14 protein-coding genes are annotated in these 17,547 nt (G+C 66.2%); 6 read left to right on the top strand and 8 right to left on the bottom strand.

Annotation, left to right across the window (positions count from 1 at the left end; all coding sequences use genetic code 11):
- The first annotated feature begins 2 nt into the window (after window positions 1–2).
- On the top strand, window positions 3–695 hold the full coding sequence (locus tag QXZ94_RS28055) for a DUF1345 domain-containing protein (RefSeq protein ID WP_315723872.1): 693 nt from the start codon (window positions 3–5) through the stop codon (window positions 693–695).
- Here QXZ94_RS28055 and QXZ94_RS28050 read toward each other — a convergent pair whose 3' ends face one another.
- A complete protein-coding gene (locus QXZ94_RS28050; protein ID WP_315723870.1) occupies window positions 696–2,594 on the bottom strand; it encodes a caspase domain-containing protein in 1,899 nt (632 codons plus the stop codon).
- 217 nt (window positions 2,595–2,811) lie between these two features.
- Between QXZ94_RS28050 and QXZ94_RS28045 the strand changes: the two genes are divergently transcribed.
- Complete coding sequence (locus QXZ94_RS28045; protein ID WP_315723868.1) at window positions 2,812–3,186, top strand: nuclear transport factor 2 family protein; 375 nt, start codon at window positions 2,812–2,814, stop codon at window positions 3,184–3,186.
- A 30-nt stretch (window positions 3,187–3,216) separates the two neighbouring features.
- On the top strand, window positions 3,217–4,824 hold the full coding sequence (locus QXZ94_RS28040) for a Na+/H+ antiporter (RefSeq protein WP_315723865.1): 1,608 nt from the start codon (window positions 3,217–3,219) through the stop codon (window positions 4,822–4,824).
- A gap of 949 nt (window positions 4,825–5,773) precedes the next feature.
- Here the strand turns inward: QXZ94_RS28040 and QXZ94_RS28035 are convergent.
- The 4 genes from QXZ94_RS28035 to QXZ94_RS28020 all read right to left on the bottom strand — a co-directional run bounded on the left by QXZ94_RS28035 (window position 5,774) and on the right by QXZ94_RS28020 (window position 9,873).
- Complete coding sequence (locus tag QXZ94_RS28035; protein ID WP_315723863.1) at window positions 5,774–6,286, bottom strand: GNAT family protein; 513 nt, start codon at window positions 6,284–6,286, stop codon at window positions 5,774–5,776.
- A gap of 516 nt (window positions 6,287–6,802) precedes the next feature.
- Complete coding sequence (gene ispG / locus QXZ94_RS28030) at window positions 6,803–8,092, bottom strand: flavodoxin-dependent (E)-4-hydroxy-3-methylbut-2-enyl-diphosphate synthase (RefSeq protein WP_315723861.1); 1,290 nt, start codon at window positions 8,090–8,092, stop codon at window positions 6,803–6,805.
- Between the two features lie 13 nt (window positions 8,093–8,105).
- Entirely contained in the window at window positions 8,106–9,059 is a 954-nt protein-coding gene (locus QXZ94_RS28025) for a DMT family transporter (RefSeq protein WP_315726570.1), read from the bottom strand.
- A 322-nt stretch (window positions 9,060–9,381) separates the two neighbouring features.
- Complete coding sequence (locus tag QXZ94_RS28020) at window positions 9,382–9,873, bottom strand: Fur family transcriptional regulator (protein ID WP_315723859.1); 492 nt, start codon at window positions 9,871–9,873, stop codon at window positions 9,382–9,384.
- 174 nt (window positions 9,874–10,047) lie between these two features.
- Here QXZ94_RS28020 and QXZ94_RS28015 point away from each other — a divergent pair, with 174 nt between their 5' ends.
- Genes QXZ94_RS28015 through QXZ94_RS28005 form a run of 3 tightly spaced genes read left to right on the top strand, consistent with a single transcriptional unit; the run spans window position 10,048 to window position 13,240 of the window.
- Window positions 10,048–10,527, top strand: coding sequence for a MarR family winged helix-turn-helix transcriptional regulator (locus QXZ94_RS28015; RefSeq protein WP_172114439.1), 480 nt, complete (start codon window positions 10,048–10,050; stop codon window positions 10,525–10,527).
- Window positions 10,520–11,677 (top strand): HlyD family secretion protein, encoded by a 1,158-nt coding sequence (locus tag QXZ94_RS28010; protein WP_315723856.1) that lies wholly within the window; start codon window positions 10,520–10,522, stop codon window positions 11,675–11,677. Before QXZ94_RS28015 ends, QXZ94_RS28010 begins: the two co-directional genes overlap by 8 nt.
- Before the next feature lie 6 nt (window positions 11,678–11,683).
- Complete coding sequence (locus tag QXZ94_RS28005) at window positions 11,684–13,240, top strand: DHA2 family efflux MFS transporter permease subunit (RefSeq protein WP_315723854.1); 1,557 nt, start codon at window positions 11,684–11,686, stop codon at window positions 13,238–13,240.
- A gap of 260 nt (window positions 13,241–13,500) precedes the next feature.
- Here QXZ94_RS28005 and QXZ94_RS28000 read toward each other — a convergent pair whose 3' ends face one another.
- The 3 genes from QXZ94_RS28000 to QXZ94_RS27990 are packed head-to-tail and all read right to left on the bottom strand — an operon-like array spanning window position 13,501 to window position 17,058.
- Window positions 13,501–15,192: a flotillin family protein gene (locus tag QXZ94_RS28000; RefSeq protein ID WP_315723852.1), complete on the bottom strand. Its 1,692-nt coding sequence runs from the start codon at window positions 15,190–15,192 to the stop codon at window positions 13,501–13,503.
- Between the two features lie 8 nt (window positions 15,193–15,200).
- Window positions 15,201–15,866, bottom strand: a complete 666-nt coding sequence (locus QXZ94_RS27995) for an OB-fold-containig protein (protein ID WP_315723850.1) — start codon at window positions 15,864–15,866, stop codon at window positions 15,201–15,203.
- A gap of 22 nt (window positions 15,867–15,888) precedes the next feature.
- Complete coding sequence (locus QXZ94_RS27990) at window positions 15,889–17,058, bottom strand: PspA/IM30 family protein (RefSeq protein ID WP_315726568.1); 1,170 nt, start codon at window positions 17,056–17,058, stop codon at window positions 15,889–15,891.
- Window positions 17,059–17,547: the final 489 nt, after the last annotated feature.

Genomic DNA, 17,547 nt, shown 5'->3' with positions numbered 1-17,547 from the left:
CATTGGCCGGCGTCCATCCTGACGATCCGGCCCTCGCCCGTTTCACACGGCTACCGACGGCCTTGCGGATCGTCTATGCGAGGCCCCGCACCTTCGCGTCGCTGGGCCTCGCGGTCGCCGCTTTCTTCCTGCTGCCCTCCGCGCTGCGGCTGATCACGCGGCTTCTGATCAGCTGGGACGTGTTCGCCGCGCTCTACCTGGTGCTGGTCGCGGTGATGATGTTGCGCAGCGAGCATCATCACATCCGCCGCAAGGCGATCATGCAGGACGACGGCCGCTTCGTGATCCTGATGGTCACCGCGCTCGGCGCCTTCGCCAGCATCGCCGCCATCGTGTTCGAGCTCGGCGCCTCCAAGCGCGACGCGCCGGCGCTGACCCTGGCGCTGCTCACGGTCTCGCTGTCCTGGGCCGCGGTGCATACCACCTTCGCCCTGCACTATGCCCATGACTATTACCGCGGCGCCAAGCCCGGCGGCCTGCAATTCCCAAGCGGCGACGAACAGCAGCCCGCCGACTATTGGGACTTCGTCTACTTCTCCTTCATCATCGGCATGACCGCGCAGGTCTCCGACGTCGGCATCACCGACAAGATCATCCGCCGCACCGCGACCGTTCACGGCATCATCTCGTTCGTCTACAACACCGCCCTGGTCGCCCTGATGGTCAACATCGCCGCGAGCGCGATCTCGTCCTGATCAATTGCACACCTCGACGCTGGCATTGTTGGCGGGGCCGCCGCCGCCGCGATATTCGAGCCGGCAGCCGGGCCTGACCGCGCGGCAGAGATAGGCATCGCAATAGATCTGGCCGGAGGACTTCGACGGCCGAGTGGCCTGGGTCTGCGGCTTGGCGTAGCCGGGAGTTGCGCCGATGCCGACGCCGAGACCACCGCCACCGACACCGATGCCAACGCCAACCCCCGCCCCGGGAGCGGACAACGGCATGCCGGGCTCCGGCGCGGCTCGGGCGCGGCGGCGCGACGGCATGTCCTCGTCGTCCTGACCGCGCTTGGCGACCGGCTTCTTGTCGCGCCGCTTCTCGCACTCGTTGTCGTCGTTCACGAACGAGCCCTCGGCGCAGACGATGCGGGTGCAGCGGTCGCCGTCCGATTTGAAGCCGTGCTGGCAGACCAACGGGCAGACGCGCGCCTGCTTGAGCTTGATCGCCTCGAGCGCATCGGCCGACGCAGACTGGGTGTCGAGCTTGGTGCCGGCATAGCGGTTGAACTGCGACAGCGAGCGGCGCGAGGCCGAGCCCCAATCGCCGTCGGCCTCCTCGGTGAGACAGCCGACGCGGCGCAGCTCGAGCTGGACAGACTTGGTCAAATCGGCGGGCTGCGACGCCGGCGTCAGCGAGGCCACCTGCGGCCCCTGCGGCGGAGCTGCGGCCGGCGAGGTCGCGGCGCGCGGATTGTCAGCCGCTGCGAGCGGCTGCTCCTGGCGTTTCTTCTCGGCCTCGGCGGCCTGCTGCTGCGCCAGCTGATTGGCCTTTTCGGCTGCGAGCCGCGCCTGCTCGGCCGCCTTGGCCTCGGCCTCCGCCTTGGCGAGCGTGTCCTTGCGGGCCCCCTCCGCCGCTAGACGGGCCCGTTCGGCCTCGGTCACGCGGGCCTTCTCGGCGGCGGCAGCGCGATTTTCCTCCGCGGTCAGCTTTTCGAGCTGCAACTTGGCGAGGCTCGCATAGAAGCCGTCGGGATACTGCGCCAGGAAAGCATTCAGCGCGCCCTTGTTGCCGACCTGCATCGCCAGCTCGTAGTCGCGGCGGATGTCGGCCTGCGGGCTCGGGGCGGGCGCGACCGGCATCTGCGTGACCACGCGCGGCACGCCGGGCACCAGCGGCACGTCCTCGCCGCCGAGCGAGCCGTACACGAACGGCTCCTGGCGGTTGCTCGTGGACTTCAGCACCTCGTCGCGCACGAAGCCGAACGCCTTGCGGACATCGAGACCGGGGGTCGCGATGTGCCGCGACAGCGCCAGCGTAAAGGGCGAGTTCCTGCCGTCGCCGTCCTGCGCGGTGGAGCCGGCCTTGGCCGAATAGGCAATCAGCGTGTTCGGGCTGGTCGGCTCGACCTTGGCAAGGCCGCGGCCGAGGCTGCGGGTCGCCACCGTCCGCTGCATGTTGCGGGTGAAGGGATTGTCGCGGCAGGCATCGAGAATGACCAGCCGCAGCTTCTTGGCGGGCTCGACGGCGACCAGGATGCGGTCGAGCGACAAGGTCTCGTCATAGACGTCGGTGTCGCGCTCGAGCCGGGCATCGATCGGGATCAGATAGTTGGAGCCTTCGACCTCCATGCCGTGGCCGGCATAATAGACCACGGCAATGTCGGCATCGCGGGCCGCGTCGGCGAAATCGCGCAACGCCCTGCGCGTCTCCCGCGCGGTGAGGTCGCGGCGGTAGTCGACCACATCGAACCCGGCATTCTTGAACGTCTGGGTCATCACCGCGCCGTCACTGGCCGGGTTCGTCAGCTGCGGCACGTTCTGATAGGCGGAATTACCGATGACGAGCGCCACCCGCTTCTCGGCGAGCGCGGGGTGGCCGGCGAGCAATAGCGCTGCCGCCAGGAGGAAACCGCCCAATCGAACTGACCACGACATCGTCTTACCCCATAGCCCTGGGAAATCTGCCGGCTCTGCCTACCAGATGAAAGCCCGCTCGCCTTGTGATCGGGATCACGCAGCCGTTGTTCCCGGAGAACCCGCGTCGGCCACGATATTTCTGTCGAGGGAGCATCGGCCGCAGTTCATGGCTTGCCAAGCCCGGATTTGCATCGAGAATGCGATGCTTGTTTGTCCGGGTTCCAGGGAGATGGCCGTGAGCACAGATCGTTCGAGCGTCGAAGCCGTGGTGCAGGGCTATTTCGATGCGCTCTATGAGGGCGACGCCGACAAGCTCGGCGCGGTGTTCCATCCCACCGCCGACCTGCGCTGGGTCGAGAACGGCGAGCTCAAGGTCCTGACGGTGCCGGACTGGCTCGCCTGGGTGCGCAAGCGTCCCTCTGCCAAGGGCGAGGGCAAGCCGCGCGAGGACTTCATCGTCACCATCGACCGGTCCGACGACAAGACCGCCTTCATCAAGGTGCGCTGCCAGCTGCCGCCGCGCTATTTTACCGATTATCTCGTGGCGATGAAGCTGAAGGACGGCTGGCAGATCGTGTCGAAATCCTATCGCTACGACCTCCGGGACTGAGCCCGGCGCACCGGCGCCAGGCTGTCCGCAATGGAAGAGCATTTTCAAATATTCCTGATCCTGCTGGCCGTGCTGGCGGGAACCGCCCTGATCGCGCGGCGCGCCAACCTGGCGCCGGCGATCCTGCTGATGCTGGCCGGCATCGCGCTGGCCTTCGTGCCGACGATGCCGGCCTTCGCGCTGCCGCCGGAACTCGTTCTGCTCGTGGTGCTGCCGCCGCTGATCTACTCGTCCAGCGTCGCGATGAGCTGGCGCGAGTTCAAGCGCAATCTGCGGCCGATCGTGCTGCTGGCCGTGGGCTGCGTGATCTTCACCGCAACGCTGGTGGCGACGGCAACTCACGTCCTGCTCGGCCTGCCCTGGAGCCTCGGCTTCCTGCTCGGCGCCATCGTCGCGCCGCCGGATGTGGTGGCGCCGCTCGCCATCGCCCGCCGGCTGCATCTGCCGCGCCGGGTGATGGTGATCCTCGAAGGCGAGGGCCTCGCCAATGACGCCACGGCGCTGATCCTGTACCGCTTCGCGGTGGCGGCGATCATGACCGGCACGTTTTCCTTTCCCGTCGCCGCCGGCGAATTCGCCGCGATCGTCGTCGGAGAGATCGCGTTCGGCATCGGCGTCGGCTGGCTGATGCTGCGCGCCCGGCATTATTCCCGGGATCCGCAGGTCGAGATCACGCTGTCGCTGCTGACGCCCTATCTCGCTTATTGGATTCCCGAGCATGTCGGCGGCTCCGGCGTGATCGCGACGGTGGCCTGCGGCCTCTACATGAGTTGGAACGGCCCGCTGTGGATCTCCTCCGCGACCCGGCTGCAGGGCGTGTTCTTCTGGGACCTCGTGGTCTACCTGATCGAGGGCATGCTGTTCCTGCTGACCGGCTTCCAGATGCGGCTGATCTACGAGAAGTCGAAGGCATTCCCGCTCGACGAGATCATGATCGCCACCGCGCTGGTGGTCGCCATCGTCGTGATCGCGCGCTTCGCCTGGACCTTTCCCGCGACCATCCTGCCGCGCGTGCTGAGTCCTTCGTTGCGGGCCCGCGATCCGCTGCCGCCCTGGCAGCAGACCTTCATCATCGGCTTCACCGGCGTGCGCGGCACGGTCTCGCTCGCGACCGCGCTGGCGCTGCCGCTGACATTGTCGACCGGCGATGCGTTTCCCTATCGCGACGAGATCCTGTTCGTCGCGTTCGGCGTGATCTTCTTCACGCTGATCGGACTCGGCCTGACCCTGCCGCTGGTCGTGCGCGGGCTCGGGCTCGGCCAGGAAGGCCGCGCCGAGCATGTGCGCGAGCACGAGCAGGAGATCGCGGCCCGGCGCGAGGTGCTCGATCGGGCGCTGAATTCGCTGGAGACGATGACCAATGACCGCGAGCTGTCCGAGGAGGTGGTGCGGCTGCTGCGCGCGCGCCACGAGGTGCGCGCCAACCAGTTGCCGGAAACCCTGAACCCTGACGACTACGACGCCTCCGCGCTCGGCATCGAGCTGACGCGGGAGCTGATCGGCGTCGAACGCAAGACCATTCACGTCATGCTCCGCGACGGCAAGATCACCGACGAAACCCGCCGCCGCATCGAACGCGACCTGGATCTGGAGGAGGCCAGCCTCGCCAACCGCGAATATGGGCAGGCGCCGTTGTAGGAATGAGTTGGGACAGCGCCGCCTCGCATTCAGTGTCATCCCGGCGGACGCCGGGATCCATAGCCACCGCACGTCGTGGTTGGCACATCCGGTCGCTCCAGCCTGCCTCACATTTGCTCCTGGGAGTATGGGTCCCGGGTCGGCGCCACACCAACGCATGCGCGTTGGTGTGGCTTGGCCGGGACGACGGCGGAGTTTGTCGGCGCAGCCGGTCATCCTCATAGACACAGTTCATCATCCTCGCGCCCGCGTTTCGCGTCCGAGCATTGATCTTCTTTCTCGCCCTCTCCTATCAGAGGGCGCAGGGAAGGCCGGGCCCCGACTGAGGCCCGTGGCCCGCCTGCGGAAAAAAATGCAGGCGGCAGGTACCACAGGTTCAGCCGGACAAGACCCGGCCCTCCCTGCGCAATGGTTTTAACGGCTGCTTCGCACTCTCCCCGGGGACCGGGCTGTCTTGCCCCCGTCACTGGCGATCATCGGCCAGCTTGGCATCAGCATCGGGATGTCAGGACCATGCGACTTGACCGTCCGCGCCATGACGTTCGTCCGCGGGCACCAGGGCCCGCTGCGCCACGTCGCGTCCACCGCATCCCGCCTCCACGTTCGTGACGACCGCGAAGCGTCCCTCTTCAGTGAGGCGGGACGGGCGGAAAGATCGTTCTGATTTGCCCGACGGCACAAGGCCCGATGGCTGCGACATGGTAACGCGACGGGCAAGATTTGGGGACTTTCGCGATGGCTTGCGGTTTGGCGTTAGGAAGAGCCGGCCGCCCGATCTTGCTCCGCCGTCGTCCCGGCCTTGAGCCGGGACCGATATTCACAGGCCGGCGTGAGATAAAGAAAGCCGCTCCAGCTTGCTCAACAACTAACGACGTTGGCTATGGGTCCCGGCTCAAGGCCGGGACGACACTGTTAGTGTGACGAGATGATGCAGAACAATCCGCAGCTCTCACCGCTCGATCATCCAGCGCGTCACGGCCTGGTGATAGTTCATCGGGCCGGGCACCGTCTTGTACGTCTTCAAATAGCGAAAGCCCGCCTTCTGCAGCGCGCGGTTGGGGGCGATGTTGTAGGCGTGCGGCTCGCAGAACAGCTGCTTGAGCCGCAGGCGTTCGAAATAGAGGTCGATGCTGCGGCGGACACATTCGGTGCCGAGGCCACGGCCGCGCAGCTCCGGCTCGGTGACGTGGAGATGCATGTGGGCGCGGCTGCCGAACACGATGCGGTCGCAGCTGGAGAAGCCGATCGGGCGGCCGTCGAGGCGCCAGATCACCAGCAGCGCGGCGCGCTCAGGGAGCGGCAGTTCGTAGAGCGTCTTGAACAGGCCGGCCCACACCGGCCTGGTCGGCATGCGTGTGGGGTCGATGCCCATGAGGTCGAGCTGCTCGATGCTGGATGAATAGAAGTAGTCGATGACCAGCGAGGTCTCGGCGAGCTCCATTTCCCTGACGTCGAGGTTCATTGCAGCATCCTGTTCAGCTGGCATCAAGGTGCTGATCATGCGGGCAGCAGTGGGGCAGCGCGGCCTGCGGGAAAGTTTCAGAATGAGGCGAGAGGGACAAGCAGCTGTGAGTTGTGAGGATGCGACAGCCTCGCCCGGCAACAGGTGCGAGTTGTCGCACCGGGTGTTGCGGCCCTCTTACCTCTCCCCGCTCTTTGCGGGGGCGCGACGAGCTTCGCTCGCGCTGAGAGGTCGGATTGCGCAGCAATCCGGGTGGGGGGCATGGCACGAGTGCGGCCAGGTCAAAGGTCTATCGGACGGGCACGACCGCCAGGCGCCGATTGGAATGCCAGAGATATCTTCAAACAGTTCGTTGCAGGGAATCGGCACCGCCGTGCGGCTGCCCCTCACCCCACCCCTCTCCCCGTGAAGAACGGGGAGAGGGAGCGCACCGTCGTCGTGGCGGTGGCTCGATCTCAGATCATCACAGGAGCATATGCAGCGCGTGAGGCGCCGCACTCAAACAGGGCGCCGGCCCTACTCCGCGGCCGTCACGCTCTCCGGCGCCTTGGCGCCCGCGCCATAGCGCTGGTCGATGTAGTCGATGACCAGGGCCTTGAAGTCGGCGGCAATGGTCGGGCCGCGCAGGGTGCGGAACTTCTTGCCGTCGACGAACACCGGCGCGGCCGGGGCCTCGCCGGTGCCGGGCAGCGAGATGCCGATATTGGCGTGCTTGGATTCGCCGGGGCCGTTGACGATGCAGCCCATGACGGCGACGTTGAGCGCCTCGACGCCGGGATATCTCGTCTTCCAGGTCGGCATCTCGTCGCGGATGAAATCCTGGATCGAGCGCGCCAGCTCCTGGAAGGTGGTCGAGGTGGTGCGGCCGCAGCCCGGGCACGCCGCGACCAGCGGCACGAAGGTGCGGAAGCCCATGGTCTGCAGCAGCTCCTGTGCGACCTGCACCTCGAGGGTGCGATCGCCGCCGGGCTCGGGGGTCAGCGAGATGCGGATGGTGTCGCCGATGCCCTGCTGCAAGAGAATACCGAGCGCGGCCGAGGAGGCGACGATGCCCTTGGAGCCCATGCCGGCCTCGGTCAGGCCGAGATGAATGGCGTAGTCGGAGCGCGCGGCGAGATCCTGATACACCGCGATCAGGTCCTGCACGGCCGAGACCTTGGCCGACAGGATGATGCGGTTCTTCGGCATGCCGAGCTCTTGGGCGCGCTCTGCCGAGTGCAGCGCCGACCGCACCATGGCCTCGCGCATCACCGCACGCGCATCGCGCGGGTTCGCGGACGCCGCGTTCTCGTCCATCAGCTTCGACAGCAGCTCCTGGTCGAGCGAGCCCCAATTGGCGCCGATGCGCACCGGCTTGCCGTATTTGTTGGCGAGCTCGATGATGGTCGAGAACTGGGTGTCGCGCTTGTCCTTGAAGCCGACATTGCCGGGATTGATGCGGTACTTCGCCAGCGCCTCGGCGCAGGCGGGGTACTCGGTCAAGAGCTTGTGACCGATATAGTGGAAGTCGCCGATCAGGGGCGTGGTGATGCCGCGCTTGTCGAGCTGCTCGCGGATGTGCGGGACGGCCGCGGCCGCCTCGTCGCGGTCGACCGTGATGCGCACCATCTCGGACCCGGCGCGCGCCAGCGCTGCGACCTGGGCCACCGTCGAGTCGACGTCGGCGGTGTCGGTGTTGGTCATCGACTGCACCACGATCGGCGCGCCGCCGCCGACGGCGACATTGCCGACCATGACTTGCGTGGTCTGGTGCCGGGGAGCAGGGCCGGCGATATCGGTTTGAGGCAGGATCTCGGGCTTGTTCATGGGGCCTCGGATATCAGGTTTTGGTGACATTCAGCAATGGATCAGTCGCGGCCAGGAGCACGCGGTTCGGGCGATTGACCAGAAAAAGCCCAATGATCACAAGCACGGCGGCCAGGCCAAAGGCGAGCGTCAGGGCGTCATGCAGGATGAAATAGCTCGCCACCACCCCGAATAAAGGGGTGATGAAGGTAAATGCCGACAATTTGCTGGCCGAATAGGCTTTGATCAGGGCGAACCAGATCGTGAAGGTGGTGCCGACCACCCAGATCGCCTGATAGGCGAGCAGCCCGAGCACGAAAGGGCTGGGAACCTGGGTGAGGCGCTCGCCGGCGATCAGGGCGGCCAAGGCCATGATGGGGACGGAAACGGCCACCTGGTATCCCAATGCGCGCTCCGGCGCGATGAAGCGCAGCCGGCTGCCCTTGATGAAGACCGTCGTGACGCCCCACAGCAGCCCGCCGCCGACCACCAGAAGGTCGCCGAGCAGAACCTTGCCGTCGACATTGGCCTGGGGGATGCCGATCGCCAGCGCAACGCCGGTGAAGCTCAACGCCAGCCCGCCCCATTGCGCCGGTCCCAGACGCTCACCCAGGAAGCGGAACGAGCCGAGCGCGACGAAGAACGGCGCTGTGTACAGGAAGACGACGGCCCGCGACGCCGAGGTCAGCAGAAGACCCTGGTAGATCAGCACGAATTCGAGACCGAAAAGCGCGCCGGCCGCGATGCCGAGCCACAACGTGCCGTCGCGCTCGAACATCTTCACGCCGCGCACGTGAGCAAAGATCAGCAGCACCGGCAGCGCGCCGGCCGAGCGGAAGGTGGCCTGGAGCATCGGCGGCACCTCCGGCAATGCCAGCTTGATGGCGATCTGGTTGAAGGCCCAGGACAGGCAGAGCACGAGCGTGACGGCGATCGCGCCCGGGCCGAGCGGCCGGGTCGCGGCGGATGAAGGGGGCGATGCGGACACGAGGGCGTGGGCTCCCGAAAGGGTTTGGTTTTCTTGGACCCCCAGCGCACACGCGGTCGGATTCGTGCGCGAGGATCGGACGAACAACTCGGCCGGCAGCGGCGGTCCGCGCCTCTCCCCGCGCGCGGGGAGAGGCCGGATTGCATCCTCAGATGCAATCCGGGTGAGGGGGGCTCTCCGCACACGTCTGGTGCTCGTGGCTGCCCCTCACCCCAGCCTTCTCTCCGTGAAGAACGGGGAGAGGGAGCGCACCGTCGCTGTGGCAATAGCTCGAATACGATGATCAGTGAGCGCTGTACACCTTGCGGCGCAGTGACGGATCTCACGCGGCCTTCTGGCAGTGCGCGCAGAGGCCGGTGATCTCGACCACCGACATCTTCGGCAGGAAGCCGGACGCGGCGGCCGCGCTCTTCAGGCTTTCCGCGAGCGGCGCGGCGGGAACCTCACCGACGGCACCGCATTTTTCACAGATCAGGAACGCCACCAGCGCGGTGTGCTCATGATCGTGCGCGCAGGCGAGGAAGGCATTGCGGCTTTCGATGCGGTGCACCAAGCCGTTGGCCATCAGGAACTCGAGGGCGCGATACACCGTGATCGGTGCCGGTCGCGCGGCCACCTTGGCCAGTTCCTCGATGATCTCATAGGCGCCGAGTGGCCGGTGGCTCGACAGCAGCGCCTCCAGCACTTGGCGGCGCTGCGGCGTGAACTTCTGGCCACGCTGGGCGCAGACGCGCTCGGCATGGTCGAGGGCATCGGCCGCGCAGCGGCCATGGTCGTGGTCGGGCGGCGGGAAGGTGGGCTTTGCGAGGGTCATTGGCGACAATCTAGCATTTCACAGCCCGCTCGCCAAAGGCCGCGGCGGAGCCATGCATCTTCAGGGGAACGGATGTGCTCGACGACGCCATGACATATTCATAAGCTTGCTTATTATATTCCAGGCTCATTAGAGCCAAAGCTTAGTTCCCTCCGTCCAGAATCGAGACCGGCCATGACCCGCACGTCCGCGGACGTGAATTTCCTGTTTACGCTCGGCGAGCTGCAGCGCCTGATGCGCGCCTATGCCGACAAGGAGGCCGCGCGGTTCGGCATGACCCGGGCACAATGGGCCGTGCTCGCCAAGGTCGAGCGCAACGAGGGGATGAAGCAGTCCGAGCTCGCCGAGCAGCTGGAGATGCAGCCGATCACGCTGACCCGGCTGATCGACAAGATCGCGGATGCCGGGCTGATCGAACGCCGCGGCGACGACACCGACCGCCGGGTCAACCGGCTGTATCTGAAGAAGGCCGCCCGTCCGCTGCTCGCCAAGCTCGCGGTGCTGCGCGGCGAGATCACCGAGACTGCGCTGGACGGCATCAGTCCCGCCGATGCCGAGCGACTGACGGCCCAGCTCGAAGCCATCAAAGAAAACGTGAGAAACGCCCTGCAGTCGCTCTGCGACGAGCAGCGAAAGGAGCAGCGTTATGGCTGAGCCCGCCCTCAAAATCGCTCCCGAACAGAAGGCCAGTCCGGAGGCCGCACCGCCGGCCGCTGCTGCCGAGAAACCGGCCGGTCCGGGGTTCCTGCGCCGCTATCGCCGCACTCTACTGCTCGTCGTGCTGCCGCTGCTGGCCGCGATCGGCGGCCTCGTGCTCTATCTCAATGGCGGCCGCTACGTGACCACCGACGACGCCTATGTCGGCGCGCAGAAGGTGCTCATCACCCCGGACATCTCCGGCAAGATCATCAAGGTCGTCGTCAAGGAAGGCCAGCAGGTCCAGAAGGGCGACGAGCTGTTCGAGATCGATCCCGTGCCCTATCGCCTGGCGGTCGACCAGGCCAAGGCGGCGCTGGCACAGGCACGCACCACCTATGACAACCTCACGGCCAACATCAAGATCTACGGCCAGATGCTCGACCTCGCGCAGCAGGGCATCGACCTCAAGCAGAAGGATGTCGAGCGCAAGCAGACGCTCGCCAAGAACAATTTCGGCTCGCAGCTCGACCTCGACAACGCGGCGAACGCCCTGGTGACGGCCGGCGCGCAGGCGCAGTACATCAAACAGCAGCTGTCGAACGCGAAGACGCAGCTGCTCGGCAATCCCGACCTGCCGATGGAGCAGTTCCCGCCCTATGTCCAGGCGAAGGCCAAGCTCGACGACGCGCAGCGCGATCTCGACCACACCACGTTGCGCGCGCCGATGCCGGGCATCGCCACGCAGGTGGACCAGATCCAGCTCGGCCGCTTCGTCACCGCGGGCACGCCGGTGTTCTCGGTGATCGACATCGGCAATCCCTGGGTCGACGCCAATCCCAAGGAGAGCGACTTCACCTATGTCGCCGTGGGCCAGCCGGTCGAGCTCGACGTCGACGCGTTCCCGAACCACCGCTTCAAGGGCACGGTCGGCTCGCTGTCGCCGGGCACCGGCGCGCAATTCGCGATCCTGCCGCCGCAGAACGCCACCGGCAATTTCGTCAAGGTGGTGCAGCGCGTGCCCGTCCGCATCTATTTCGACAAGAACGACAAGTTCGTCGGCAAGCTCAAGGCCGGCATGAGCGTCAACGTGTCGATCGATACCGGACATGAACGTACGCTGGCGGGCCTGCTCGGCTCGGCGCATGCCGCCGACAAGGACGAGTAGCGCACGATGAACGCGCCGGCAGCCTCATCCGCGGTTCCAGGATTTCGCCGCAACATGGTGACGATCTGCGCCATGACGGCGACGATCATGCAGGCGCTCGACACCACGATCGCCAACGTCGCGCTGCCCTACATGCAGGGCACCCTGTCGGCGTCTCAGGACCAGATCAACTGGGTGCTGACGTCGTACATCGTGGCGGCAGCGATCATGACCGCGCCGGTCGGCTGGATCGCCAACCGCTTCGGTCGCAAGCGCACCTTCATCGTCTGCTCGGCCGGCTTCACCATTGCGTCCGTCATGTGCGGCCTCGCCCAGGACATCACCCAGATGGTGCTGTTCCGCCTCTTGCAGGGCGTGTTCGGCGCCGCGCTGGTGCCGCTGTCGCAGGCCGTGATGCTCGACTCCTACGCGCTGCATGAGCGCGCCAAGGCGATGGCGATCTGGGGCATGGGCGTGATGCTCGGCCCGATCATGGGACCGTCGCTCGGCGCCTGGCTGACGGAAACCTATTCCTGGCACTGGGTGTTCTTCGTCAATCTGCCGTTCGGCGCCGTGACCGTGCTCGGGCTGATCGCCTTCATGGAGGAGACCAAGCCGAATGCGGAGCTGACCTTCGACTGGTTCGGCTTCGCCGCGCTCGCCATCGGCATCGGCGCGCTGCAGATTGCGCTCGACCGCGGCGAGGATCAAGGCTGGCTCGAGAGCAACGAGATCATCATCGAGTTCATCGTCGCGGCCGTCGGCTTCTATTATTTCCTGGCGCATTCGCTGACGACGAAGCGGCCGTTCATCCAGTTCGCGCTGTTCAAGGACCGCAATTTCGTCGGCGGCTGCGTGTTCATGACGGTGATGGGCCTGGTGCTGTTCTCGACCATGGCGCTGTCCTCGCCCTACCTGCAGAACGTCATCGGCTACCCCATCATCACCGCCGGCGTGCTGCTGGCGACCCGCGGCTGTGGCACCTTCGTCGCGATGATGCTGGTCGGGCGACTGCTGCGCTATATCGAGGCGCGGACCCTGATCGTGGTCGGGCTGGCGCTCACGGCGCTGTCGCTGTTCCAGATGACGGCGTGGACGGACCAGACCGGTGTGCCGGAGATCATCACCATCAGCATCATGCAGGGCTTCGGCTTCGGCCTCGTGTTCGTGCCGCTCTCGACGGTGGCATTCTTGACACTGCCCGGCGAGCTGCGGACGGATGGAACCTCGATGCTGACTTTGGTGAGGAATGTCGCAAGCTCGATCGGCATCTCCATCGCGATCGCGCAGCTCACCGAGGGAACACGACGCAATCACGCCATCCTGGTCGAGCACATCAACCCGTTCAATCACGCTTTGCAGATGCCCAACGTGGCCGGCATGCTGAACCTGTCCACGGATGCCGGGCGCGCGATGGCCGATGCGATGGTCATGGTCCAGGCGCAGATCCTCGCCTTCTCGCACGACTATCAGCTGGTGATGACGTTCATCCTGGTGTCCATCCCTCTCGCGATCATGATCGGCTCGACTCGCACGGCGCTGCGTCAGCAGTCCGCACCGGCCGATCATGCCGTGATGGAGTGAACGTTCCCCGCGACGGAAATTGCGTGCGCTGTTCGGACGCAGTGTGCGCGGGATAGCAAAAAGGTGACCGCCACGTGATGGATTTGTAACTTCAATCCGGCGCGTTTCCGGCTATCTTCTCATCACCCCACTCGGTTCTCTGCGTATGAGTTGCGCGCAGGGACTGCACCTCATGAGCGCCCCACTCGTGATGTGCCGGGCGGGGGCGGTGGCTCCTCCAGCGCCGCCCCCAGCCCCGGGGTTGCTTTTCACATTTTGTCTCACGGCTTCTGCAGCGGCTCGATCTTCGCCGGCCCGGCAGCGGTCTTGGCCTCGGTCGTCGGCATGACAACGCCCGCCAGCGCCTGCACCGGATCGTCGCCGGGCTTGAAGCCCGACTGCACCAGGATCTCGTCGATCAGCGGCTTGAGCGCATGCACGCGCAGCAGCTCGCCGGCAAGGCCTTCGCCGAAGCCGACATTGCCACCGCCGTTGCCGTTGCCGCCGAAGGCGCCGCCGGTGTGCAGGATGCGGACGTCCTTCAGATTGGCGATCGGCTTGACCATCTCGCCCAGCGCGGCGGGCATCGTCGCGATGCGCTGCTTGGCGAGCTCGAAATCGATCACGTTGCTGCCCAGCTTGTTCTGAGCCTCGTTCTTCATCAGGATCACGGCGGCTTCGGCCTCGCCGATCTCGCGCACGCCCACGGCCTTGATCTTGTTGGCCTCAGCCTCCGCTTCGGCGAGCGTCTTGGCCGCCTCGCCGCGATCGACCGCCGCGCGCTTCTCGGCCTCCGCCGCCACCGTGATGCCGGTCGAGCGTTGCTCGGCCTCCTTTCGCGCCGCCATGACCGCGGTCTGGCGTTCGCGGTCGGCGATCTCGATCGCGCGCGCCGTCGTCACCTTTTCCTCCGCGGACACCGCGAGCGCCTCGGCCGCCTTGGCGACCGCGCGCGCCTCAGAGGTTTCCTTGCTCTTGGTCGCGATCTGGATATCGTTGTCCTGGGTCGCGATCTGGATCTCGCGGTCGGCGTCGGTCTTGCGGCGGTTGATCGCGAGGTTGGATTCGATGGTCGCGGTCTCACGCACCTTCAACGCTTCGGCTTCGCGCTGGGCGATCTTCTGCTGGGCCTCGATGCGGGCGTTCTCCTCGGTCTGCCACGCCGTCTGCGTCGCGCTCGCCACCTCGGCGCGCGTGCTCGCGGTCTTGTTGGCGATGTCGCGCTCCTGGCTGAGCTCGGCTTCCTTCTTCGTCCGCTCGATCGTCAGCGTGAGCTGGCGCGCCTCGAGGTCCTTCTGGGCGATCGCCACCTCGTTGTCGCGTACGATGGCGTTGCGGTCGCGGCGCCGCGTCTCGGTGACGGTCTTCAGCCGCGTCAGGCCCTCGGCGTCGAAGAAGTTCTCAGCATTGAAGAACGAGATGTCGGTCTGGTCGAGCTTGGTCAGCGACACCGATTCCAGCTCCAGGCCGTTCGACTGCACGTCGGCCTCGACCGCGGCCTGGACGTGCTTGACGAAATCCGAGCGCTTCTCCTGCAAGTCCAACAGCTCCATCGTCGCCGCGACCGAGCGCAGGCCGTCGACGAACTTCGCCTCGACCTGGTCACGCAGCAATTCGGCATTGTTGGTCACCGCACCCAGCGTCTGCGCGGCAAGCGCGATCGAATCCACATCGGGCTTCACGCGCACATAGAACTCGGCGTCGATGTCGACCCGCATGCGGTCCTTGGTGATCAGCGAATCCTTCTTCGAACGCTCCACGCGCAGCCGCAGCGTCTTGAGATTCACGCGCGCGATCGAGTGGAAGATCGGCAGCACCACGGCGCCACCGTCGAGCACGACCTTCTTGCCGCCGAGGCCGGTGCGCACGAACGCCTCGTCGCGGGTGGAGCGGTGATAGAGCACGGCGAACACCGTGCCGAGGACGACCAGCAGCACGACGCCGATCGAGGCGGGGACAATCAGATCGAACATGGCAGAGATCACTTTCTGGACGAGGAGTCCGGTTGTGACGGGACGAGTTCGTCGACGGCTGCGATCGCGATGAAGCGGCCGTCCTTGCGGTCGACGAGAAGAACCGATGCGCCCACCGGCAGCGGCGGCGAGCCCGGCGCGGCCGAGGCCGTCACCGCGTGCCAATTGCCGTGGACATCCTTGACGCGGACGCGGCCGGGCAGCCCGCCATCGAGCGGGCCGACCGCGACCTCGCCGGTGCGGCCGACGAGATCGGACAGGCCGACCGCGTAGCTCTCATCCTGCGGGATCAGCCTGGAGGCGTAACGCGTCGAGCTGCGCAGCATCGGTACGGTGGCAACAGCGGCTAGCACGCCTGCGGCCGAGGCCGGCAGCGGCAGCGCGAGCAGCCGGGCGACATCCTGGATGAGGAAGCCGGTGATCGAGAAGATGCCGAGCCCGAGCAGGATGCAGATCATCAGCGGCACGCCACCAACATTGATCCAGGACAGCACCTGGCCGATGCTGGTGCTGTTGCCGTCGTGCCCGAGATCGACGGTCTGGCCGAGCAGCTCGCTGATCGACAGGCCGATCAGCATCGAGCCGATCTCGACGCCGCCGACCAGCACGATCATCACGGCGGCGACCGCGAACGGCCGCACCTCGGGCTGCATGAAATGGTCGATGATGGTCATGGGACGGTGCGCCCCTGCCCGCTCAATTCTGAGACTTCAAACGCGCCAGCCGCTCGGCAATGTCCTTGTCGCGCTTCAGCTTCGACAATTCGTCGATGTCGGGTGACGGCGGAATGCCCTCCGGCACGCCGGTGGCGCGGGCCATCGCGCGTGACGCGCGCGTGGCCTTGGCAAGGCCGGCATCCTCGGTCTTGCGCGCGGCGGACTTCGGCTGCTGAGCCATCGCTTCGCTGCGTTCGAGCTCGGCGAGGCGCGCCTGCGCATCCTGCAGGCTGGAGAGGATTGCGCGCAGGCTCGTCAGCACCGCATCGACGCGCTCGGCATTCTCGTCGATCGCCTTCGACAGCACCTCGAACTGCGCTTCGAGGTCCATCTGCCGGGCAATGCCGGCGCGGGCGAGATCGTCGCGGTTCTCGCCGATGGCGACGCGGATCTGCTCGGCCAGCTGTGTTGTTTCGCGCTCGATCTCTGCGCGGCGCGCATTGAGCCGGTACTCCTCGGCCCGCGCGGCGGCGAGGCTCTCGCGAGACTCCCGCTCGGCCTGCTCGATCTCGCGGATCGCCTGCTTGACCAGCGCGACCTTGTTGTTGTCCTCGGCCTTCTCAATCGCTCCATAGGCGATCCCGGCAATGAGGCGCCCGGCGCGTGACAGGAGCGTGTCGGGAGCCGGCGCGTGTTCGGCGAGCATGACGTGGTCCTTTCGTGGGCTGAGATGGGATTGTGAAGCTGCGGTGACGCCGAAATGAATCTCGAAGTCACCGTGATCAGTGCGAACGAGCTGGGCCGGCGTCGCGTGCGTCCAGCCCGCGGCATAGCCGGTCACCTCGAACGGAATCGTGACACGGCCGAGCGCGGTGCCGAGCGACAGCGTGCCGGCATCCCTGACATTCACCAATCGGTCGTCGAGCGGCAGCCGCGGGTTCGATGCGGCCCGATACGCCGCACGGTCGCGCAGGCCGAGCGTGACGAGCCGCGACGGCAGCCGGGTGGCCTTGCGGATCGGGTCATAGGCATGGCCATGCAACGCAACGAGATTGGCGCCGATGCCCTTCGCGCTCGCGATCTCGTCGAGCATGTCCATCATCCGGGCATAATCGGCGAACGTCGCCTCGATGGCGTCTCGCGCCTCGGGCGAGAGCAGGAGACGGTAGCGAACAGCCTGATCGTAGGGGCTTGCGGCCATGAGAAACAATAAAGCACGAATATTGTGCTTTCGCAAGCCGTCCACTGGTCCGACGACGCCGCACCTTTGCGTGACCATACCGAACGCCATGCACATGCCGATATGTCGCGCCGACCCTGGCGGGGGGTTTGATGCCGAGCGAACAATCTCTGGTGATTGTGAAGAGGGTGCAGCGTGGTGAACGGCAAAATGCTCGAAAGCGATGTGGGATAACCACTCCGATCGCTTCGATTGTCGCGAAGCCGCGTCTCCACGTCCGGTGTCGTCCCGGCCAAGCCCGGATGTCGCGCAGCGACGTCGGGGCGCAGAGCCGGGATCCATAACCACAGGCCGTCGTGAGGCGAAGACTCGGAGTTGCGATCCTGCCTCAAACCTCTCCCGGGATTATGGGTCCCGGGTCGGCGCACGCCAGCGCTTCGCGCCGCCGTGCTTGCCCGGGACGACACCGAGTTCGAAGTAAGGGTCTTCACTTGATCGAGCGCCAGCCATCGGCTGATC

It is taken from the genome of Bradyrhizobium sp. SZCCHNS2022, from assembly GCF_032377575.1.
GTDB classification, from domain to species: domain Bacteria; phylum Pseudomonadota; class Alphaproteobacteria; order Rhizobiales; family Xanthobacteraceae; genus Bradyrhizobium; species Bradyrhizobium aeschynomenes.
The sequence above is the reverse complement of the archived record's forward strand: the minus strand, read 5'-3'. Positions and strand labels throughout refer to the sequence as shown.